Source organism: Paraliobacillus sp. PM-2 (assembly GCF_001368815.1).
GTDB lineage: Bacteria > Bacillota > Bacilli > Bacillales > Amphibacillaceae > Paraliobacillus.
Genome location: NZ_CTEI01000001.1, coordinates 166,927 through 188,592 on the forward strand (window position 1 = coordinate 166,927; position 21,666 = coordinate 188,592).

Genomic DNA, 21,666 nt, shown 5'->3' on the forward strand with positions numbered 1-21,666 from the left:
AATCAATTAACTATTAAGGAGAGAGTTTACAATGAACAATTTTACTGAAGATCCATGGGCAAGAATTACAACACGTAATGGTTATGCGTCTGATGAGGTCATTTCAAGTTTGCAAAAACTAATTAGAAGAGGAAAAGAAGAAGCGGCTTGTGAATTTGCTTATGAGCTATACATAACTTCTCCTCAAGCTGAAGAAAAGTTATGGAGAAGACTTATTACAATTTCTGTTGAAGATATAGGAATGGGGGATCCAACAGCAGCTACTCTAATTAATAACTTACATGAAATGAGTAAAAAGTTTATGTATGGAGATGGGGATAGGACACTTTTTATAATTCATGCTATTCGATATCTATGTTCTTGTGAAAAAGATCGATCTAGTGATCTTTTGAAAAATATAGTTACTAAGAACTTTGCAATGGGATACCTACCAGAAGTGCCAGATATTGCACTAGATAAACACACAACTAGAGGTAAAGAGATGGGAAGAGGATCTAAACACTTTTTAGAGGAAGCAAGTTACGTAACTCCTCAAAAAAAGGTTAATAACAATTACAAGCAGCGTTATAAAGAAATTTTAGAGACTTATAACCCTGAAAGCGTAGTTGAATCAGCATTTAAATCTAATAGTTGGCAATATTAATATTCACTATTTTTTCATTTATGGAAAGCGTTCTCTTTAATGCAATGACACAAATTAAGATTTATCTATAAAGAGATCCTACATCCACAATACTATTATAAACTATTTATAAAACTAATGATGGATCGAAAGGGAGTATATAAATGAATATCTTGCTAATATGTGAAGCCGGTGCTTCAACTGGAATTTTAGTTAATAGAATGAAGACCTTTGTATCTGAACACGAGAAATTAAAACATAAGGAAATAAATATTAATGCCACTTCAGTAAATTCCTTAAGAACTGAACTAGAAACAGGAAAAGTTGATGTAGTCCTTGTAGCTCCTCAAATCCGTTCTAAAGAAGATGATGTGAAGGAATTATGCCAGTCTAAATCTGTTAGTTCTGGTACTATAAACTCAGTTGATTATGGAAGAATTGATGCACCTGCTGTAATTAAATTTGCAATTGAACTTTATAAAAATATTTCTAATGAGAAGTAAGGAAGTGAGGTTTTCATGGTGGTAGAAGAAACTAATAGTAAATTTCAAAAAGCACTACAAAAATTTCTTGTTCCTGTAGCAAAAAAATTGGAAAACCAAGTCCACATTCAAGCTATTAAAGAGGGTATGATGAGTATTGTTCCGCTTATAATCATAGGATCTTTTTCATTACTTTCATTAGCGCTTTTAAATATGTTGTCTGAGGGAAATATAATACACTCATTTATCTTAGAAAATTTAAACTATTTCATGTTAGCTTCAGATTTTACAATGGGTATTATCTCAATTTACTCAGCATTTTTTATAGCACAATCTTTAGCTAGTAAATATGAGCTGAATTCTATAGAAGTGGGGATTACCTCAGTTATAGTTCAATTTATTTTATGTGCTAAAGTTGTGGAAAATGGGATTAACACAAGCAATTTAGATGCCCAAGGGATATTTGTAAGTATTATTGTTGCACTTTTAGTTGTAGAAATAACTAGGTTTATGAATACTAAATCTCTAGTGATTAAACTTCCTAAAGAGGTACCTAGTATTGTAGGTAAAAGTTTCAATAACTTGTTACCAATGGTTATAAGTGTAGTTTTGTTCACTTTAGTATCAGCTCTTTCTTTTGAAATTGCTGGGAAGTCATTTCCTGAACTAATAATGGGTATATTAGCACCGGCAATTCAAAGTATTGATAATGTTTATGCAGTGGTAATAATTTTGTTACTGACTCAATTATTATGGTTCTTTGGATTACATGGTGCAGCAATTACATCCAGTGTGTGGCTACCAATTGCTACAACCTATATGGCAACTAATGCGACAAATATAGCTTCCGGACTAGAGCCAACACACGTTTTTACAATGGGCTTTTATTATGGCATTCTCCAAGTTACTGGATCTGGCTTAACCTTAGGATTAGTTGTTTTTATGATGAGAAGTAAATCAAAAACACTTAATCCAATTGGAAAAGCATCAATCATTCCTTCACTCTTTGGAATTAATGAACCAGTGATATTTGGAGCACCAATTGTACTTAATCCGTTTTTATTTATTCCTTTTGTTTTTGGTCCACCTATCATTGGCGGGATTAACTACTTTATGTTCTCTAGTGGAATTATAGGAAAACCAATTGTAGAGCCACCCGGTTTCTTACCACCTGGAGTTGGGGCATTTATAATGACGTTAGATTGGAAAGCGATTATAGCGGTAATAGTTAGTTTAATAGTAATGACACTTATATATTATCCATTTTTTAAAGCTTTTGAAAAAGATGAACTTAGAAAAGAAGAGCGCCAGGAAGATACTCTTTCAGACGAAAGTTTTAATTTTTAAAAATAACTTAATAACTAATTACTTATTCATTCATATAAAGGTATTCATTTCTATATGAATACCTTTTAAAAAAAATAAGAAAATGGGGAATTCACTATGTTGGATAAAAATAATTTAGAAAATATCGCATTTCAGATCATTTCACTAGCTGGAGATGCGAAAAGTGAAACGTTAATTGCTTTAAGAGAGGTTAAAAGTGGGAACTATAAAGAAGCACGTGAATTATTAGAGAATGCCGGTAAAAAACTAGAAGAAGCATCAAATGTACATCTCAAACTTTTAGCTGATTCAATGGATGAAGGTAATTCTAATATACCTTTCTTAATCATCCATGCAGAAGATCATTATTCTATGGCTTCTTACTCACATGCTTTAATAACAGAACTAATTGATGTTTTTGATGTGGCTGAGAAGAGATGAAGTTAATTGCTATTGATTTAGATGGAACACTTTTAAATGGAGATTGTGAAGTTAGTGACAAAAATATCGATGCAATACATAGAGCAATTAATAAAGGAATCGATATTGTTATTGTAACAGGAAGGCCATTTATAGCTGCAAAATCTTTGCTAAATAAGGTTGGGTTATCATTACCAATTATTAGTTTAAATGGAGCCGTGATTTATTCTAATAAAGAAGAAGTAATAGAAATAACTCCAATGAATTTGAGTATCAGCCAACAGATACTTACTATTTTCCAAGAAAATAAAATTTATACTGAAATATATACAAATAAAGGTACTTATTCAATTAATAAAAAAGATGTCATAAATAACATCATGGTAAGAGCTAACAGTCACATTGAAAAAAATGTTGCATTACAACGAGCTAACCAAAGAATTGAGGTAGAAAAAGTTAAGTTTATAGAAGATTATAATACTTTAATTACTTTAGAAGACATTTATATATATAAAATTCAAGGTTTTTCACTTAAGCAAAAGTTATTGAGAAGGATGTGTAGTCAACTAAATACGGAGGATATTATTATAACTTCATCTGGAAATATAAGTATTGAAATCAATCATGTAGATGCACAAAAAGGAATAGCTTTGTGTATGTTTGCAAGAGATAAGGGAATTCAAATGAAAGATACCATGGCAATCGGGGATAACTTAAATGATATTTCAATGTTAAATATAGTTGGACAAAGTGTTGCGATGGGAAATGCTGATAACGAGATTAAAAAGGTATGTCATTATACAACAAAAAATAATAACGAAGATGGAGTAGCTTTTGCTATTGAAAAGGTGTTATCAAAATAAAAATCCAAGGGGAATCTTGTCTAAACTAATTGTTAAGGTGTTTCTAAAATAATTTTTGCTAATTTAATTTTAAAAATAGAGTTTAAATGAAAACAGCTGGATGTATTCATCAATATCTAGCTGTTTTAATCTAGGAGTGAATTTTAGTTGAATATACAACAGGGAAGATTGTCCAACAAGAATGGATTTAATCTATATGATAGGCTAGAAAAGATATTTTGTATTCAATCAGAAGGAGCAATTGTAAAGACAGAAGTGATTGCTGGTTTAACATCGTTTATGACTGTAGCATACATAATTGCTGTCAATGGTTTAATATTAAGTTCGGCAGGCATGCCCTATGAGGCAGTTACTATTGCTACGGTAATTAGTTCATTTTTAGGATGCATGTTGATGGCGTTCCGCGCAAACTCACCACTTATTATCGTTCCAGGGATGGGAGATAACGCCTTTTTTGTTTTTACATTAGTTGTTTCTTTGGGATTGACGTGGCAGCAGTCACTAGCTGCTGTTTTATTGGCTGGTATAGTTTTTATGTTACTAACGGTAACAAAGGGTGCGGTTTACTTATCAAAAACTATTCCAAAATCTATGATTAGTGCAATGACGGTAGGGATTGGTTTTTTTATTGCGTTTTTAGGTTTGAAAAATGGAGGATTGATTGTTCCCAACGAAGGTTCATTCGTAACCTTGGCAAACCTTAGTAATCCTGAAGCTCTAACAACCCTTCTTACTTTACTTATTTTGATACCATTGTTTTTAAAAAATGTGAAAGGAAACTTCTTAATTGGTATTTTCTTAGGGACAATTATAGGAGCCTTTTTAGGAATAGTAGATTTTTCAATATTACGAGATTTTAACTTATCCTTATCTGGATATGAAACAATCTTTTTTGCTTTTGATTTCAGTGCTATTAGTAAATTAAATTTTTGGACAGCGGTATTTTCATTATCAATGGTAATTGTTTTTCAAAACATGGGTACTCAGATTGGAATGCTTCCTGATAAATCAAAATTTAAAAAGTCTTTTCAAGCAAACTCCTTTTCGGTTATCAGTGCAAGTATTTTAGGTTGCAGTCCTACAACGACAGCGGCAGAGTCAGCCACAGGAGTTGCTGCTGGAGGAAAAACTGGATTAACTTCATTTACTACTGGACTTCTATTTATACCTGCATTATTTATTATTCCAATATTTCAAGTTATACCGAATAGTGCCATTTCCCCTGTATTAATTATTGTGGGTTGTCTTATGATTCAAAATATAAAAGATATTCCTTTTGCAGAATTTTCGGATGCTTTTCCTGCTTATTTAATGATAACTATTATGCCCTTATCTTTTAATATTGCCAATGGAATAGCGTTTGGTTTTATAGCATATCCCATTATAAAAGTTATTACAGGAAAAAAGAATGAAGTTTCTAAAACAATGTATATTATTGCATTTTTCTTCTTACTTTACTTTATCTTAGGTGGAATTTAAATTTTAGTAACGATTAAAGGGGATTTTTCTAAAGCCTAAAATGCTTTAATCGTTCTCTAACTAGAAATAGCTGTGAAAAGGAATGATAAGTGTCTATAATTATAAGTGATAAATATCAGCAGGCTGGGACAAATACGAACATAATAACCCTTTTGAGATTAGCACTTTGTTGAAAAAAATAATTAAGTAGTAGTGGAAATATACAACACTCATCGAAAATAAAAAGTTATTTTCTTCGTGCAATCGTTATTTGTCTTATGGGGATAATGCTGATGATCTCGCTTATTAAAAAAAGGTGTTAGACTAACCGTCCTGTCTAGTTTTAACATCTAACTGACTCACCAGATGTAGCCCAAAACCGTGATTGAGAGAGATAGTATATTTCCACTTTTTAGTAATATAATAATGTTTTGTTCTAAACTCTAGGCTCTATTTATTTTATTAGTCTATAAAAGACATCCACGTAATGAACAAAATTAAGCGTTTTAGTATTTTTTATAAGTTATACTCGATATGATGAAATTCATTAATTAATGAATTTCCTGTTTGATTTTTTCCATCGCATCTTCCGCGTTTTCCGCTTCAATAAATGTTTGTTGGTTTTCTGGATAAACCGTTGCATAATCATAACGTGGATCATAATAATGCACTAATAATAACTCTACAGCCCTAGTAAATGCATTGGTTCCCAAAGATTGCTCAATTTCCTGGGCAATCGGTGTGTGAATTCGTCGTTTTAAGAGACGAAAAGCTTCAATGAATTTTTCTGGATTATCCCATGGTTGATAATCTTCAAGGATATGTGCGATGCGTTGTTCCATTGGTAGTTCAATAAACAGTTGTCTACTCGATTCTTTCTTTTGATACAACTTTTCGGGTAGGGTTACCTTACCAATTCGTTTACTTTCCCCTTCTATTAAAATGAAAGGCTCCTGTTGATAGGTGAGCAATTTTTCTAGTAATAAAAAGTCAAACGTACGTTGGTTTGCTGGCTCTAATCCGATTTGTCCAAAAATAGAACCACGGTGTCCGGCCATCTGTTCAAGATTGATAACGGGATAGCCTTCTTTCAACAATCTTTCTAGTATAATCGTTTTTCCATTCCCTGTATGACCATTTAAAACCATAAGTTCAGGTAAAAAGTCTAGTTTATCTAAAAGTTGAACGGTCCACTCTCTATATGCTCGGATACCTCCGGTTAATCGACTTACCTGCATACCCATAAGATCTACCACAGTCGCTGCGGTTTTACTACGCATCCCTCCACGCCAACAAAAAACGGTAATGGGTGTATCAATCTTTTGAAAAGATGTAATAAAGTTAGGGAGCTTCTTCGAAAAGATAGCAAGTCCTTTTTGCTTGGCTGCTTCTGGACCCTCTTGCTTATAGATGGTTCCAACTGCTGCACGCTCTTCATTAGAAAAAACAGGGATATTAATACTGCCTGGTATGGTTGATTCATGGAATTCTTTCGGCGAACGAACATCAACAATGGTATGGTGTTGTTGCGTTTTTCGTTGATAAAATACTTCTGGTTTTATATCTTCAAACATAACCTACTTCACTTCCTATTTTACTTGAATATGACCGGTATTTCCTGCTGTGATTTCACCGATCCGTGCTGCTTGGATATGATTTTGCTGTAGCTCGTTAAGTAGTGCACTTGCATCTTCTTTTGCAACTGCTAAAAGCAATCCACCTGAGGTTACAGCATCGGCAAGCATCCATTGGTCAATTTGATCGAATTGCTCTGAAAAAGTAACAGTATCCTTTACATGATTTAAATTATTTTTCGTACCTCCAGGGACTGCACCCGCTTCTGCTAGCTCACGAACTCGAGGAAGCATTGGAATATCGTTATAATAAAGCGTAATTTCCTGTTTGCTCTCTTGTGCCATTTCGGTTGCGTGTCCAAGTAATCCAAAACCCGTCACATCGGTACAAGCATGTACGTGATATTTCTGCATGATTTCTGAAGCAAATTTATTCAAAGTAGCCATCACTTTTGTAACGTTTGCTATTTCTTCTTTACTTAATAAATTTCGTTTAATGGATGTCGTGTAGATTCCCACACCAATCGGCTTGGTTAAAATCAATTGATCACCAATTTGTGCACCTGCATTCGTTTTCACTTTATCTGGATGGACGGTTCCGGTAACTGCTAGACCGAATTTCGGTTCCTGATCATCAATCGAATGGCCGCCAACCAAGGTAACACCTGCTTCTTGGAGCTTATCACTTGCCCCGCGTAAAATATCGGACAGAATCGTTTTATCTAAGTTTGCAATCGGAAATGCCACAATATTTAAAGCGGTAATAGGGGTTCCCCCCATGGCGTATACATCACTAATTGCGTTAGCCGCTGCAATTTGTCCAAAGTCATAAGGATCATCGACAATTGGTGTGAAAAAGTCAACCGTTTGGACGAGTGCGGTTGTGTCATTTAGTTTGTACACACCAGCATCATCTCCCGTTTCAAGTCCCACAATAAGATTGGGGTCTTTTACAGTTGGAGGGAGTTTACGTAGTACTTGGTCGAGATCAGCGGGCCCAATCTTACAACCACAACCTCCCTTAGAAGTTAACGTGGTAAGTTTAATCGTTTCTGACATTTCAATTCATCCTTTTTTGTTTACTATGTAAAGCTAGTCTGTGATGAGGTTTAATGGAATCTATAAATGATTACTTGCTTATGGTTACTATATTTAATTTTACCATTAATTGACGAGAAGCATGTAGTGTGAAGTATTTACTTTTCACTCTTTTTTTAAAGCATTTAAGTAGTAAACCTCTATGTTGGTTAAAATTATGTAGATTTATGTAGAAAATGAGTATAAATGCTCAGTATTTCACGAAGGTTTTTAATCGATAGAAAGAGAATATAGTAGAGAAAAGTTTATAGTGTTAAAACTATTGGAGTGAGAGGGTGTGAAATCGGGTAAGCGTATCGCTAAATGAACATTATAATCTTTTGTTAGTTCCAAAACGAATAGAGTGAATAGTAAAGCTTTTTCAGAAGTGCTTCTTTGATTATTTTACAATTAGAAATTACATAGAGTAACTCGAAATAAATCTATTTCTCGTTTTGTTTTAGGAAAAATGGAAAGGGAGGAAACTAGATATGAAGAAAAAAATTTGCTTTAATCTAACGATAATAGCTACTTTATTATTAAGTACAGTATTTTCAATAAATCCATTTGTTGTTCATGCTGTAGACAACTCTTTAATAGAATACGAGATATATCCTACACCTCAGGATATCGAATATTATGAAACGACCACAACATTGGATGATGAAATTCAAGTTGTCTATGATGATACAATTGATGCTGTAACTAAAAAAAAGGTGAAAACTATTTTTTCAGAAAATGGTTATCAAGAGCCAACAATTGTTGATGAACCAACAGATGACAAAATTAATATATTAGTTGGTACGAAGGATTCAAATGGTCCAGTGGATACTTATGCTAAAGAGAATATTAATAGTGAAGGTATGGATTTTAGTAATATCGATGCGTATCAATTAGAAATTAAAGATAACAATATTACCATATTAGGAAAAGATACTAATGCAAGTTTTTATGGTGTTGTATCTTTGGAGGCAATTCTTCAGCAAAGTGTCGATAAGGTAGTGCGTAATTTAAGTATAAAAGATTTCGCAAACACACAACTTAGGGGCTTTATTGAAGGGTACTATGGTATTCCTTGGAGTAATGAAGACCGAATGTCATTGATGGAGTTTGGCGGTAAATTTAAAATGACAGCATATGTATTTGCTCCAAAAGATGATCCATATCATCGTGATAAATGGAAGGAATTATATCCTCAGGAAAAACTAAATGAGATTGAAGAAATGGTGCAAGTGGGTAAAGAATCAAAGACAAGATTTGTATGGACTATTTCTCCATTAGAAGAAGTTGCTAAGCTTGCCCAAAATTTTGGTCAAGATGCTGCAATGGAACATCTAGAAGAAAACACCGCTATTCTATTAGAAAAGTTTGAACAACTTTATGACATTGGGGTAAGACAATTTGGAGTTCATGGTGATGATGTAGGGGCATTACCATATGATTATGTAATAGAATTGATGAATTCTGTATCCAAATGGGCAGATGAAAAAGGGGATGTTTATGATGTCCTTTTCACTCCAGCAAGTTACAACTCAGCATGGGCTTGGAATCCTAATGAATTAAACGCTTATGAGAAAGGGTTTGACGAAGATATCCATATTTTTTGGACAGGTGCATCTACTTGTGCTCCAGTTGTCCAAAGTACAATCGACGTATTTAAAAATCACCAAAATGACGGAGTGGAAAGAAGAGATCCTTCTTTCTGGTTAAATTGGCCTGTCAATGATGTAGATATGTCACGTGTTTTCCTAGGAAAAGGTGAAATGTTACAACCAGGAATTAAAAATCTTAAGGGCGTTGTGACAAATCCAATGCAAGAGGCAGAAGCTTCAAAAGTTTCTCTTTTTGCTATTGCAGACTATTCATGGAACACAGAAGATTTTAACGATCAGAAAAGTTGGGAAGATAGTTTTAAATACATTGAACCCGATGCGACTGAAGAATTTCATGTATTAGCTAAGCACATGTCAGATGCATACCCTAATGGAATACAGACAGAGGAAAGTGAAAACATTAAAGGGTTGCTAAATGATGTCGAAAATAAAATAAGTAATGGTGAATCTATTAAAGATGTGGCACCAGAGATAATTGCCGAATTAGAAAAAATTTCAGAAGCAGCAGAGGGATTTTTAGCTAAAACGCAAAATGAAAATTTAAAAGAAGAGTTAGAACCATTTGTGAAAGCACTCAGAGATATGGTTCTTGCTGATATTGAATTTATTAAAACAGATATGGCATTAGAGAATGGCAATAAAAAAGATATATGGGAAAAATTCTCTCAATCCATATCCTTGCGTGAACAAAGTTTAAGTCATGATCGACCAATGATAAAAGGAACAGAGCAAGCAAAGCCCGCTCAAAAGAGATTACAGCCGTTTACCGATAGTTTAGAGAATAGTATTACACCAAAAGTAGAAGAAGCATTAGGAATTGAAGCTGTGAGATCAGAGGCAAGTATCTTTACAAATGTTGATGCTTATAATGATCTATCATTAACAGAAGAACCTGCAGTAACTTCCATTACTGATAAAGCAACAATTAAATTAGATGCCAATAGATACGTTGGAGTCAAGCTAAGTCGAATTAAAGATATAACTAATATTGAAGTTTCGTCAGCCAACGGTTTAACATTAGAGTCATCTTTAAATGGAATTGAGTGGAAAACTATTAAAGACGTCAACAGTGTTGAGGATGCGAGATATGTTAGAGTAATAAATAAAGGAAGTAAATCTGTTCAATTTGATTTAGATACATTTAAAGTTCATTCACTAGAATTTGAACCAAAATCTGTCTTGGAATCAAACTATGCAGCTTTAGAAAATCCATTAGCTATTTTTGATGGTGATTTAGAACGATATGCTTATTACCGAGATGTTCAAAATGAAGGAAAATATATTACTTATGATTTAGGTCAAGAGATCACGCTTGAAAGTTTGAAGGTCTATGTTAACAAAGGAGAACATGATTTCCCACGACATGCTGTTTTTGAAGCTTCATTAGATGGGGAAGAATGGGATACTGTTATGGAATTTGGTAATCAAGATGGTCCAAATGAGGGTGAAGCAGTAGAAGAAGATCGTATTGAAGAAATATTTGATGAAATTGAAGGTGACTATCGTACCAAGGAAGTACGTAGCCTAAATCAAAAAGTTAAATATTTGAGACACAGAGTTACAAGAAGTAAAGAGGGTCCGGTTAAATGGGCAAGACTTCAAGAAGTTGTAATTAACGATGGTGAGTTCTTCCCTAAAGTAAATGATCCTACGATAACTACTAATGTAGAAACAGATAAAGACTTTCTAGTTAATAATATAAATGACAAAACATTAGAAGCAAAATTCAATGCATTAAACAATGATGCTGGTGAATTACTATATCATGTTGGTGAAGTAGGGACAAAAATAACTGATATTACTGTTTTGGAAGATATAAATAATTTATCTGAAGGTTTGGTCTCTGTTAGAACATTAAAAGGTTGGAAGCAATTAGGCGATATCCAATCTGCCTATGGATTTTTTAATACCGAATCAATTGATGATATTTTAGATATAAAAATAGAATGGGATAAAGGAAAAGCACCTACCGTTTATGAAGTGATTGTTAATAAAGAATCTGTAAATGGAGAGATAGTTGAAAAATCTGCATTAAAGGAAATAGTTAAAGAAGCAGAAGAAAGAGAACAAGCAAATTATACTGAAGATAGCTGGGGACTATTTGCTTCTGCATTAAAAGAGGCTAAGATTGTTTTGGAGGCTAAAGATGCAACACAAGCAGAAGTTGATAAAGCATACAGTAATTTACTATCGGTAGGATCTGAGTTAATTAAGGTGTCGCCAAATGAAGACGCGGAAGAAGATGATAACTCTAATGGGTCGGATAGTTCAGTAGATAAACCTACATCTGAAGGGGACGAATTGCCAGAAACTGCAACTAGTATGTTTAATTACCTACTAATCGGTTTCATCGTATTAGCATCTGGCGCATTCTTGTATTTACGCAAAAGAAAAAGTAGTCAAAATGCTTAAAAAAGAATAATGGTTAACATACAAGGGATTTACCGTCACGGTAAATCCCCTTACTTTAAATAGAAAGAAGATAATAAAAAATCATGCCGTATATCATATACGACATGATTTTTCTAAATTATTTCTCTAACCATTGATCAACAGTATCTGGATTTTCTTCTACCCAAGTTTCTGCTAATTGTCTTGGTGTTTTCCCTTCGTCAATAGAAATTAACCATTGTTCCACCATACCAATATCTAAATCCATATTAGAGAACAATGTATATGCAGTTGGTGAATCTTCTTCAAATGAAGGAGTAACTCCAATTTCAATATCATCTAATTTCCAAGAATTTAATGGGTCATCTAAAAATTTAATATCAAATCGAACAAACATAGGGTGGGGACGCCATGCATTGAATGCAATAGGTTCTTTATTGTCGATAGAATTTTGCACTTCTGTCAGCATCGCTGCAGTGGTGCTGTTTTTGACTTTGAAATTATCCATTCCGTAGTCTTCCATCATGGCGTTTGTTGTTAATGCCATCCCACTACCAGGTTCAATGGCATATAGCTCATTGTTGAATAAATCTGGGTTTGCAGCTAAATCTTCAATGGAATTAATATCTTCCATATATGTCGGAACGGCGATCCCAAGTGGCATATCTGAAAAAATGGTTCCTGCGGTTTCAAAAGTATCATCATATTTCTCCAAATAAGACTCATGTAAATTAGGGCGCCATATATCAATAAAGGCGTCGATTCCCTGTGTCGATAATGCCTTATATAAAATTCCTACATCTGCTTCTTCAATTTCTACATTATATCCCTCTTGTTCTAAGATAACCTGTGACAAATATGCTGGTACGGTAGCATAATCATAAGGGTCAAGTCCAATGGATATATCTGTTACTTCGTCTGTGTTCTGTTCATTTTCTGCTGTGCTGTTGTTTTCATCTGAACCACAAGCTGAAAGCAACATAACAAATCCGACTAAAACTAGGATAAACAATCTGTTGTAAGTTCTCTTTGTAATAATGGTAACTGCTCCTTTAAATAATGTTATTTTGTAATGATATACCAAATAATTATATTAAAAAATTGTGCTATACGCAAATGAGAGCCTTCATTAAATTACACTCCTTTTTGTTTGTTAAAAAAATTGTATTGATAAATAGTGATTTAACTTAAATAAAAAATGATCTTATTGGAAGAGGATCATTCACACTTCCAATAAGATTACAACATACAAACTAGGGGCTTTTTTTATCTATACTAGTCCACTTTATTAGCTAAAAAAAGATAATTACTATTTCTTTACCATATTTTCTAATATCTTTCGTCCTTCTGGGGTTAAATAGGCATTTTTATCTTTAAGCAATTGCTTGGCTAAGTCAGGTGTCATAGATTTTGATGACGTATTCAAGCGATCCCTCCTTCCCTATTCTGTAATATAATATGCTTTACTAAGAGAGCTGAAAGAGGAAGGTATATTAAGATAGATGTGGATTTTTTAATTGCAAAAATGTCTATCTTATTTATGAGAACGAATGATTCAGAAACGCTAAAAATAATAAATTCAAAGATAAGAGAGGAATATGCCATTTTATGTAGAATAATGTCAATAGTGATTGGTTATTTCAACCAACGGGGAATAACGAACAAAAAGCGTTGAGCTATTGGGGTGAATGAACGAAAAAACGATTTAATCGAATAAAAAGTGTTGGAACATTGCAATAAGTGAACGAAAAACTGAGTTAATCGAACAAAGCGCGTTGAAATATTGCTATGAGTGAACGAAAAACTGAGTTAATCGAACAAAGCGTGTTGAGATATTGCTATGAGTGAACGAAAAAACGAGTTAATCGAACAAAGTGCGTTGAGATATTGCTATGAGTGAACGAAAAAACGATTTAATCGAACAAAAAGCGTTGAAATATTGCTATGATTGAACGAAAAACTTTATTAACAGTTAATACTCCTGCTAAATCAACCTTATTGTATAAGATAAACTAGGAGAGATAGTCTATTATGTATATTTTAAATATGGGGGGAAAATAAATGATCATAAAAGAGCGTAAAAAACCAAAAGAACTTGTTATTTTAGAAATACTTATGAAACGAAAAGAACTGAGCCAAAGAGATTATATGAAGTATCAACATTTAATGAGAGGGTATGAAGGAGAATTACGCTTTGATTCTTATTTGAAAAGATATGGTAAGAACCTAATGGTACTAAATGATATACAATTAAAGTACAATGAAAAATACTTTCAGATTGATACAATTGTTATAACGAATGATATCATTTATCTTTTTGAAATAAAAAACTACCATGGTCAATATTATTTTGATCAGGATATACTTTATAAAGTGCCAAATAAAGAGATTGAAAACCCAACGCTTCAACGTAATCGAACGATCTCATTATTCCGAATGTTTCTAAAGTCTAAGGGTATTGACATGCCTCTTAAATCTTATATTGTTTTTATTCATCCACAATGTTCCATTTATCAAACACCTCTAAATCAACAAATCATTTTTCACTCCAATGTGCATTCGATTCTTACCCAGTTAAATGAAAATGAGTACAGCGGTAAAAAAAGTAAAAATATAGTCAGAGTTCTCGAATCTTCTCTTTATCATGCATTTCACCAAGAAGATATTTTCAACTATACATTTGATGAGTTGCAAAAAGGAATACCATGTTATCAATGTGGTTCAATGGAAACTTATCCAATTAATCGCGTTGTTAAATGTAAATGCTGTGAAGCAGAAGAAATAGTCAGCATTTCAATCCTTCGTTGTATTAAAAATTTTCAGAAACTATTTCCAAATGAAAAATTAACCTCAAATATTATTTCAAAATGGTGTGGTGATTCTATAACTCATACAAGGTGTAAACGTGTATTGCTTAATCATTTTACTAAACAAGGTAATACAAAGAGCACGTATTTTATTAAAAAAGTCGATACGCCACGATCGTCTACATCTTATTAATCTCTCTTTTTTGTCATTTATATGAATAAATAAAACACACCTCCCTGCGAAGTGTGTTTTAATTGAGCTCATTTCATTGTAATCATTTTTAGTGTAATTCCGAGTTACGCTATCCATTTAAGCGAGTGTGCAAAAATTGAATCACTTGCTTTAGGGCATCTTGAACGATAGGACGATTAAATTCTTTATCAAATACATGCTCACCATTTGTAATTGTAATGAGTTCTGCATCAATTCCTTTGTTTACTAAGGTATCTCTCGTTAAAACCGATTGTTCATAAGGTACATCTGTGTCTGCTGTGCCGTGTAGTAACAAAGTAGCTGGATAGTCTTCCTGAATATGATAAATTGGCGAGTATAAGGTGAGTTCTCTTTGGTTCAAATTTGGACTTATACCAGTGATTTCCTCCACCCATTCCCCTGTTTGTCTTGCATATAAATATAACAGATATCTTTTTTGTATTGGCCCTTCTGTAATAGTAGATTTAGATATAAATTGTTTTGCGATTTTTTCAGGAATGATTTCTTTTTGACGATAGTGTTGACTTGGCTTAATCGCCCAGGCTGCATTCAAATCGCTATAACCATAAAATGATACAATTGCTTTCGGTTTGTTTTCAAAAGTCCCTGTACTAAGAGCAAGAAAACCACCAGCGGAGCCGCCAACTACAGCCATTTTTTGTGGATTAATAGAAAAATGTTTTACTCCTTCGGTTTGTATCCACTTTATAGCATCCTGAATATCGTGGAGAATATCTGGCAATTTTGTTTCCGGTGCTAGTCTATAGTCAATGGAAAATAATGAAAATCCGCTGTCTGTATATAGTTGAATCATTTCTTTAGAAATTTCTTTTCGTGTCCCCCAGAGTAAACCGCCTCCATGAATATAAATAATTACGGGAGCTTCTTGCTGGTTAGCTTCATATAAGTCTGCTTTTAGCGTATAGTGTTTATTTTGCTTATAAATAATTGTCTTCATAATTGTTAGTCACTTCCTATCTAAGTACCAATAAACAATGTGTATTCGTTTTCTATAATAAAGTATAAGGAACTACTTCGTATAGTTCATTGTTAATTGTGTACAATAAAAGCTATATTTTTTTGGGGAGCTTATACAATGACTTCATACCTTTGATTTTATAAAAATCAAGCTAGATTATTACTAGAAATAGATGCCATCTTCTGTAAAAGTCAATACAAAAAACACTCCATTGTGAAGTGTTTTTTATCTTCATTATTTACAACTACTAGTCTGTATCCACTGCTAACTGGTTAGAGTGTGTCGATTTCTTTTCTGATTTATCTACTACTGCTGCACCGATGATATCTCCTACTACATTTGATGCGGTACCACCCATTCCTATTAAAGCATCAACACCTGCAATGAGTGCCACAATTTCTAATGGAAGATCAAATAGTGTTAAGACAGCGGCTAATGTAACGAGACCTGCTGCTGGAACACCAGCTGTTCCAATCGAAAGTAGGGTTCCAACAAGAACAATCGTAACAAGGTCCATTAGAGAAAAGTTCGCTCCTGTCACATTTGCTGCAAATACAATGGAAGCACCCATTCGAAGTGCTCCACCATCAGAATTAAAGACAGCTCCTAATGGTAAGCTAAAATGTACAATTTTGTCTGATATTCCTGCTTTTTTTGCACTCTCCATCGCTACTGGTAAGGTAGCGATACTGCTAGATGTAAAAAAGGCTGTGGTAAAAGCGTCTTTCGTTTGTGCATAAAAGTGACGAACAGGTACCTTGAAAATACGAAGCATACCAGTATAAATAAATACCCAAAGCAAAATAATTCCAAGATAAAAGACAGCAGAAAATTTCAGTAACGACGTAAACGTATCCCATCCTTGTGTTCCGAAAGTAGAAGCAGCAATGGAAAAAATACCGATCGGAGCATAATAAAGAATACCGTTTAATATCTTGAAAAATAATGCGTTCCCTGCTTCAAATAGATTTTGTAAATAGCTACCGTAGCGTTTCATTTTTTCATCATTCGCATAATTCATGTTGGAAATAGTAAATCCAACAATAATAGCAAGGAATAGAATTGCCATTAAATTACCGCTACTAAAAGCATTAAACAAGTTACTAGGTACAATATTTAAAAGGACGTCGGAGAAACTTGGATTTGCTGGTTCATCTACCGACACATTAGGTAAAGATAATGATTCACCTGGATTTATCCATAACGCTAAGCCGAGGCCAATTAAAACCGCTGCTGCCGTGGTTGTTCCATAATAAAGGATTAATTTACCGCCCGTCCTTCCTAATTCCTTTGGATTCATTTTATTAACAGCAAGTACTACTGTTAAAAAGACAACAGGTGTTGCGATCATACTAAGTAAATTTATTAACACGGTACCAAGTGGTTTAATTACCTCTGCTGGAGGGCCAATAATAACACCGACAAGAATACCTGAAATGAAACCAATAGTCATTTTTAGTATAAAAGAAGAATCTTTATATAAAGTCCATAATTTCACTTTTTTCACCCCTAAAATTTTTCCTGCTTCCTTATTATAAACGAGAGAGAATGATGTACCAAATTATAGGCCTTTCAAAAAGGATTTTTTATTTTAATATGTGAGATGAGATGTATTTAATGTGAATAGTAAAGTGTTTGATTTGTGATAAAATTGTATGTGAGTATGACTTATCAAGCAAACCTCTATAATAGGAAAAGATTTTTCAAAAGATAAAGATACATCGTTTAATTTTAAAATGAAGAAAAAGAATAGGTAGGTGGAAATATGGATTTTGCTGTGCGTAAGGAATGGTTGGCAGAAAAACTAACCAATGATCAAGTTAAAATTGTCGATTGTCGGTTTGAATTAGGTGATCAGGATAAGGGGGAAAAGCTTTATCAGGAAGGACACATACCAGGAGCCTTTTATTTTGACTTAGAAAAACAATTGTCTGGACCTGTTTCAAAGCATGGTGGAAGGCATCCGCTTCCAGATATGGACCAATTCAAACGTGAAATCGAAAAAATAGGAATTGATCGTACAAAAACCGTAGTTGCTTATGACGGTGGGGAAGGTCAATTTGCATCTCGCTTTTGGTGGTTACTTACGTATATAGGCCATGAAAAAGTATACATATTAAATGAGGGAATTAAAGGATGGTCTGAGGCTGGTTATATGATAACGAAAGAAATGCCTACATCAGAACTAGCTACATTTGAAGTAACTATTCAAAAGGATATGTTAGCTTCTTATGATGAAGTAAAAGACATCGTTGATAACAAGAAATCATCTCCTATTTTAATAGATTCACGAGTGAAATCCCGTTATTTAGGTGAGGTGGAGTCAATAGATAGGATAGCTGGTCATATCCCGGGTGCCATCAATATGTATTGGGCTGAAGGATTGGAGAACGGTTCCTTTAAAAGCAGTGAAGAGCAGAAAGTACGATTTACCGGATTAGATCAGCAAACGCCTATTATTGTGTATTGCGGATCAGGAGTTACTGCTGCACCTAACTATATGGCATTAAAGATGGCCGGATATCAGCATGTAAAGCTATATATAGGGAGTTATAGTGATTGGGTTTCTTATACTGATAATCCAGTAGCAACAGGAGAGGGAATTTAAAAGATAGGGTAAAAATAAAAAATATATCGATAGTTTGAAATAAAACCAAAGATACTAGGTTGCTATTGTTTATAAACATAGCAACCTAGTATCTTTTTCATGCTCATTTTTTGGCGATTTTTTAAAAATGGGACACGGTGCCTGTCCCTCCGTCCCATTATTGTGCTAATATAATAGTATGTTCGATTATGTTGGAAAATTAATTTTTAAACAAAAATAAACATATATATAGGAGGATTGATTAAATAAAGTGTATAGAAAATGAACCAAAGTCTCAAGGGGAGTATGTATCATTTAACATATTGTGGGAGGAGTGCAAGCATGAACATAAAAGCAATTGCGTTGGATATGGATGGGACAACGTTGGATTCTAATAATACAGTAAGTAGGGAGTTAGTTCATACGCTAAAGAAAGTACAGAATAACGATATAAAGGTTATTTTATCAACAGGAAGAACAATGCGTGAAATTGAAGATGTTCTTCCAGCCGATTTCCCGTATGATGGAGCGGTTACTTCTAATGGAATGGGCTGTTATACCAATAATCAAGCGGTTTTTCAATATGCGTTAGATCCTGAATTAGTAAAACAAGTTATTGAAGAGGCCCAAAATAATGAGGTCTATTATGAAATGCATACAAAAAAGGGAAACCGTTTCGCTTTAGTGGAAGATAGGTTGCTCATGAAAGAAGAAGTATATGGAGACGATCCAGAAACATTAGGTGAGAATGAACGGAATGCTCGTTTTGATGCTTTTGAACAAAAAATCAGTTGGGAAGATAGACTAATAACAGAAGACATTGTGAAAATATATTTCTTTAGTAAGAATTTAAGCAAAATTAATAAATGGAAACAGTGTTTAACAAATATGAAACAAAAAAAACAATTTACAACATCATCTTCCTCTGATCATAATGTGGAAATTATGGTTGAGGGCGTTTCTAAAGCTACAGGATTGCATTTATTACTACAACATTTAAATGTAACATCCGAACAATTATTAGTGGTCGGTGACGGTGAAAATGATTTACCTATGTTTGAAGTCGCTGGGTATGCTGTTGCTATGAATAATGCTAGCGAACTTGTTAAAACGAAAGCAGATGAAGTAACAAATGAGACAAATGATGAAAATGGTTTAGCTAAGTATTTAAGCAATAAATTGTTTGAGGGAATACAAGCTTAATGACTGATATAGAAGGAAAAAAGGACAAAAAGTCTACTTGTAAAGAGTAGGCTTTTTTACTAATATCCGAAGTGAATAAACGAGTACACGCATAAAATACAAAAAGGATTTTTCAAATTTTTGCAAGTGTTTTTTTTAGTATAATCTTCTTTTTTTATAAAATGTGAAAAAAATTTGAAATTCTAAATAAAGTATTGCGTTAAACGCTTTCATAATATAAAATAAACATGTAACAACAAAAAGCAACATAAACGAACATTAGGGAGGTGAATAACCTGAAAGAGATTCGGCACAAAAACATCATTCAATTGCTTGAAAAAAATAACTTCTTAAAAATATCAGATGTTTCAAAAAAGTTAAATGTGACACCGATGACAATTCGAAGAGATCTCACAGAATTAGCGGATAGGGGTTTAGTCGAGAAAATTCACGGTGGAGCAAAGCGGAAGATGGACGATGATAAGTACATCGAACTTTCTCACACAGAGAAAAAGGGAATCAATATTAAAGCAAAAGAGCACGCAGCAAAGAAAGCTGCTGAATTAATTGAAGAAAATGATATCGTTTTTATCGGAGCGGGAACAACAACTGAGCTCATGTTTCAATATTTAACTGTGAGTCATGCGAAGATTATTACGAATTCGATTACTATTTTTAATCAATTTAAAAATGAACATCAATATGAGCTTATTTTAGTTGGTGGTACGTTACGAGAAAAAACTGGTACGTTTGTTGGTTATTTCACCCGTAAACTCATTCAAGATATCAGAGTTCAAAAGTGCTTCATTGGTGCGAATGGTATCTATGGCGATTACGTTACTACGGCAGATGAAGAAGAAGGAGTAGTTCAACAAATCGTTATGAATAATTCCCTTAATCGATATATTGTTGCTGATAATAGTAAGTTTGGTGTAGAAGCATTTCAAGTGTTGTATGAAATTGATCAATTAACAGCAATTATTACAGATAGCCAAATCCCTGAAGAATACAAGCACTATTATGATGAGAAGTGCAAAATAATCAACTAAGATGGATTGATTGGCTAATAGATTGGGAGGATTACAAATGAAAATTGCTATTGGCAGTGATGCTAAAGGTTTTGAACTAAAAGAACATATGAAGGAAGTGTTGAATCATCTAGGACACGAAGTTTTAGATGAGACACCAGACGAAGATTTGGATTTTTTCGATGCAACAACCAAGGTTGTATCTGTTGTGCAAGATAATCAAGCTGATCGAGGAATTATTATTGATGAATATGGTGCGGGTCCATTTATGGTAGCAAATAAACACAAAGGAATTATTTGTGCGAACGTGTTTGATGAGCATTCCGCAAAAATGACTAGAGGACATAATAATACTTCCATAATCGCAATTGGTGCTGGAATTGTTGGCCCTAAATTAGCTGAAAAAATTGTTGAATCTTATGTTAATGCAGATTATGACGGGGGAAGACATCAAATTCGTGTAGATATGCTTAATAAAATGTGTTAAGGAGTGAAACAATGAGAATTTCAATTGGATGCGACCATATCGTAACAGATGAAAAAAACTATTTAGTTTCTTATTTAGAAGGAAAAGGTCATGAAGTTATCGATAATGGTACCTATGATAAAGAACGTACACATTATCCGATTTATGGGAAGAAGACAGCAGAAAAAGTAGTCTCTGGTGAAGCAGATTTAGGAGTAGTGGTTTGCGGTACTGGTGTAGGAATTTCCGTATCTTCTAATAAAGTAAAAGGTATTCGATCTGCATTAGTAGGAGATGTAGAAACTGCTAGATATGCAAAAGAAACCCTAAATGCAAATGTGATTGCTATGGGTGGAAGAATTGTTGGAATTGGTTTAATTGAAAACATTATTGACGAATTTTTAGAAACGGAATATCAGCAATCAGAAGCGAATGATAGAATGATTGAGCGTATCGACGCACTTGTTATGAATGAGGAACAAAAAAATGATGATCATTATTTTGATGAGTTTCTCGAGAAGTGGGAGAATGGCGGATACCCTAACGAATAAAGATTGGAGGGTTGGAAGTGGCAGTG

18 protein-coding genes are annotated in these 21,666 nt (G+C 33.6%); 13 read left to right on the forward strand and 5 right to left on the reverse strand.

The genetic code is table 11. From position 1 onward, the window contains the following. The first annotated feature begins 31 nt into the window (after positions 1-31). The 6 genes from BN1058_RS00745 (at position 32) to BN1058_RS00770 (ending at position 5,192) form a co-directional block, all read left to right on the forward strand. The gene (locus BN1058_RS00745) at positions 32-643 is read left to right on the forward strand and encodes an AAA family ATPase (RefSeq protein WP_090851421.1); all 612 of its coding nucleotides are present in this window, start codon (positions 32-34) and stop codon (positions 641-643) included. A 143-nt stretch (positions 644-786) separates the two neighbouring features. Further along, a complete protein-coding gene (locus BN1058_RS00750; protein ID WP_090851424.1) occupies positions 787-1,125 on the forward strand; it encodes a PTS sugar transporter subunit IIB in 339 nt (112 codons plus the stop codon). A gap of 15 nt (positions 1,126-1,140) precedes the next feature. Further along, positions 1,141-2,451, forward strand: a complete 1,311-nt coding sequence (locus BN1058_RS00755) for a PTS sugar transporter subunit IIC (protein WP_090851427.1) — start codon at positions 1,141-1,143, stop codon at positions 2,449-2,451. A gap of 96 nt (positions 2,452-2,547) precedes the next feature. Beyond that, complete coding sequence (locus tag BN1058_RS00760) at positions 2,548-2,871, forward strand: PTS sugar transporter subunit IIA (RefSeq protein ID WP_090851430.1); 324 nt, start codon at positions 2,548-2,550, stop codon at positions 2,869-2,871. Continuing rightward, entirely contained in the window at positions 2,868-3,713 is an 846-nt protein-coding gene (locus BN1058_RS00765; RefSeq protein ID WP_090851433.1) for a Cof-type HAD-IIB family hydrolase, read from the forward strand. The genes BN1058_RS00760 and BN1058_RS00765 overlap by 4 nt, the downstream gene beginning before the upstream one ends. 213 nt (positions 3,714-3,926) lie before the next feature. Beyond that, positions 3,927-5,192: an NCS2 family permease gene (locus BN1058_RS00770; protein ID WP_255307030.1), complete on the forward strand. Its 1,266-nt coding sequence runs from the start codon at positions 3,927-3,929 to the stop codon at positions 5,190-5,192. A 530-nt stretch (positions 5,193-5,722) separates the two neighbouring features. On the opposite strand, the gene mnmH is transcribed toward BN1058_RS00770, so the two are convergent. Together mnmH and selD are read right to left on the reverse strand one after the other, a co-directional pair. Further along, entirely contained in the window at positions 5,723-6,745 is a 1,023-nt protein-coding gene (mnmH, locus tag BN1058_RS00775) for a tRNA 2-selenouridine(34) synthase MnmH (RefSeq protein ID WP_090851439.1), read from the reverse strand. A 15-nt stretch (positions 6,746-6,760) separates the two neighbouring features. After that, complete coding sequence (selD, locus tag BN1058_RS00780; RefSeq protein WP_090851442.1) at positions 6,761-7,810, reverse strand: selenide, water dikinase SelD; 1,050 nt, start codon at positions 7,808-7,810, stop codon at positions 6,761-6,763. Positions 7,811-8,313: 503 nt separating this feature from the next. Between selD and BN1058_RS00785 the strand changes: the two genes are divergently transcribed. Beyond that, positions 8,314-11,847, forward strand: coding sequence for a beta-N-acetylglucosaminidase domain-containing protein (locus BN1058_RS00785; RefSeq protein ID WP_090851445.1), 3,534 nt, complete (start codon positions 8,314-8,316; stop codon positions 11,845-11,847). A 118-nt stretch (positions 11,848-11,965) separates the two neighbouring features. On the opposite strand, the gene BN1058_RS00790 is transcribed toward BN1058_RS00785, so the two are convergent. After that, positions 11,966-12,838, reverse strand: coding sequence for a glycine betaine ABC transporter substrate-binding protein (locus BN1058_RS00790; protein WP_090851448.1), 873 nt, complete (start codon positions 12,836-12,838; stop codon positions 11,966-11,968). Between the two features lie 1,049 nt (positions 12,839-13,887). Between BN1058_RS00790 and BN1058_RS00795 the strand changes: the two genes are divergently transcribed. Further along, complete coding sequence (locus BN1058_RS00795; protein ID WP_090851451.1) at positions 13,888-14,826, forward strand: nuclease-related domain-containing protein; 939 nt, start codon at positions 13,888-13,890, stop codon at positions 14,824-14,826. A 109-nt stretch (positions 14,827-14,935) separates the two neighbouring features. Here BN1058_RS00795 and BN1058_RS00800 read toward each other — a convergent pair whose 3' ends face one another. After that, the gene (locus tag BN1058_RS00800) at positions 14,936-15,805 is read right to left on the reverse strand and encodes an alpha/beta hydrolase (protein WP_255306930.1); all 870 of its coding nucleotides are present in this window, start codon (positions 15,803-15,805) and stop codon (positions 14,936-14,938) included. Positions 15,806-16,073: 268 nt separating this feature from the next. Further along, positions 16,074-17,324 carry a dicarboxylate/amino acid:cation symporter gene (locus BN1058_RS00805; protein WP_090851457.1) on the reverse strand — a complete coding sequence of 417 codons (1,251 nt, stop codon included), beginning with the start codon at positions 17,322-17,324 and terminating at the stop codon, positions 16,074-16,076. A 267-nt stretch (positions 17,325-17,591) separates the two neighbouring features. Between BN1058_RS00805 and BN1058_RS00810 the strand changes: the two genes are divergently transcribed. The 5 genes from BN1058_RS00810 to lacB all read left to right on the forward strand — a co-directional run bounded on the left by BN1058_RS00810 (position 17,592) and on the right by lacB (position 21,640). Next, positions 17,592-18,434: a sulfurtransferase gene (locus BN1058_RS00810; RefSeq protein WP_090851460.1), complete on the forward strand. Its 843-nt coding sequence runs from the start codon at positions 17,592-17,594 to the stop codon at positions 18,432-18,434. Between the two features lie 321 nt (positions 18,435-18,755). Continuing rightward, positions 18,756-19,616: an HAD family hydrolase gene (locus tag BN1058_RS00815; RefSeq protein ID WP_176694404.1), complete on the forward strand. Its 861-nt coding sequence runs from the start codon at positions 18,756-18,758 to the stop codon at positions 19,614-19,616. A gap of 266 nt (positions 19,617-19,882) precedes the next feature. Continuing rightward, positions 19,883-20,644 (forward strand): DeoR/GlpR family DNA-binding transcription regulator, encoded by a 762-nt coding sequence (locus BN1058_RS00820; RefSeq protein WP_255306931.1) that lies wholly within the window; start codon positions 19,883-19,885, stop codon positions 20,642-20,644. 37 nt (positions 20,645-20,681) lie between these two features. Continuing rightward, positions 20,682-21,110, forward strand: a complete 429-nt coding sequence (lacA, locus tag BN1058_RS00825; RefSeq protein ID WP_090851468.1) for a galactose-6-phosphate isomerase subunit LacA — start codon at positions 20,682-20,684, stop codon at positions 21,108-21,110. An 11-nt stretch (positions 21,111-21,121) separates the two neighbouring features. After that, positions 21,122-21,640, forward strand: a complete 519-nt coding sequence (gene lacB / locus BN1058_RS00830; protein WP_090851471.1) for a galactose-6-phosphate isomerase subunit LacB — start codon at positions 21,122-21,124, stop codon at positions 21,638-21,640. Positions 21,641-21,666: the final 26 nt, after the last annotated feature.

Bases quoted from the DNA above. Each gene is read 5' to 3' on its own strand.
- BN1058_RS00815 (WP_176694404.1), top strand. From the start codon at position 18,756: ATGAACATAAAAGCAATTGCGTTGGATATGGATGGGACAACGTTGGAT.
- mnmH (WP_090851439.1), bottom strand. From the start codon at position 6,745: ATGTTTGAAGATATAAAACCAGAAGTATTTTATCAACGAAAAACGCAA.
- BN1058_RS00750 (WP_090851424.1), top strand. From the start codon at position 787: ATGAATATCTTGCTAATATGTGAAGCCGGTGCTTCAACTGGAATTTTA.
- BN1058_RS00795 (WP_090851451.1), top strand. From the start codon at position 13,888: ATGATCATAAAAGAGCGTAAAAAACCAAAAGAACTTGTTATTTTAGAA.
- BN1058_RS00765 (WP_090851433.1), top strand. From the start codon at position 2,868: ATGAAGTTAATTGCTATTGATTTAGATGGAACACTTTTAAATGGAGAT.
- BN1058_RS00745 (WP_090851421.1), top strand. From the start codon at position 32: ATGAACAATTTTACTGAAGATCCATGGGCAAGAATTACAACACGTAAT.
- BN1058_RS00760 (WP_090851430.1), top strand. From the start codon at position 2,548: ATGTTGGATAAAAATAATTTAGAAAATATCGCATTTCAGATCATTTCA.
- lacA (WP_090851468.1), top strand. From the start codon at position 20,682: ATGAAAATTGCTATTGGCAGTGATGCTAAAGGTTTTGAACTAAAAGAA.
- BN1058_RS00755 (WP_090851427.1), top strand. From the start codon at position 1,141: ATGGTGGTAGAAGAAACTAATAGTAAATTTCAAAAAGCACTACAAAAA.
- BN1058_RS00800 (WP_255306930.1), bottom strand. From the start codon at position 15,805: ATGAAGACAATTATTTATAAGCAAAATAAACACTATACGCTAAAAGCA.
- BN1058_RS00810 (WP_090851460.1), top strand. From the start codon at position 17,592: ATGGATTTTGCTGTGCGTAAGGAATGGTTGGCAGAAAAACTAACCAAT.
- lacB (WP_090851471.1), top strand. From the start codon at position 21,122: ATGAGAATTTCAATTGGATGCGACCATATCGTAACAGATGAAAAAAAC.
- BN1058_RS00785 (WP_090851445.1), top strand. From the start codon at position 8,314: ATGAAGAAAAAAATTTGCTTTAATCTAACGATAATAGCTACTTTATTA.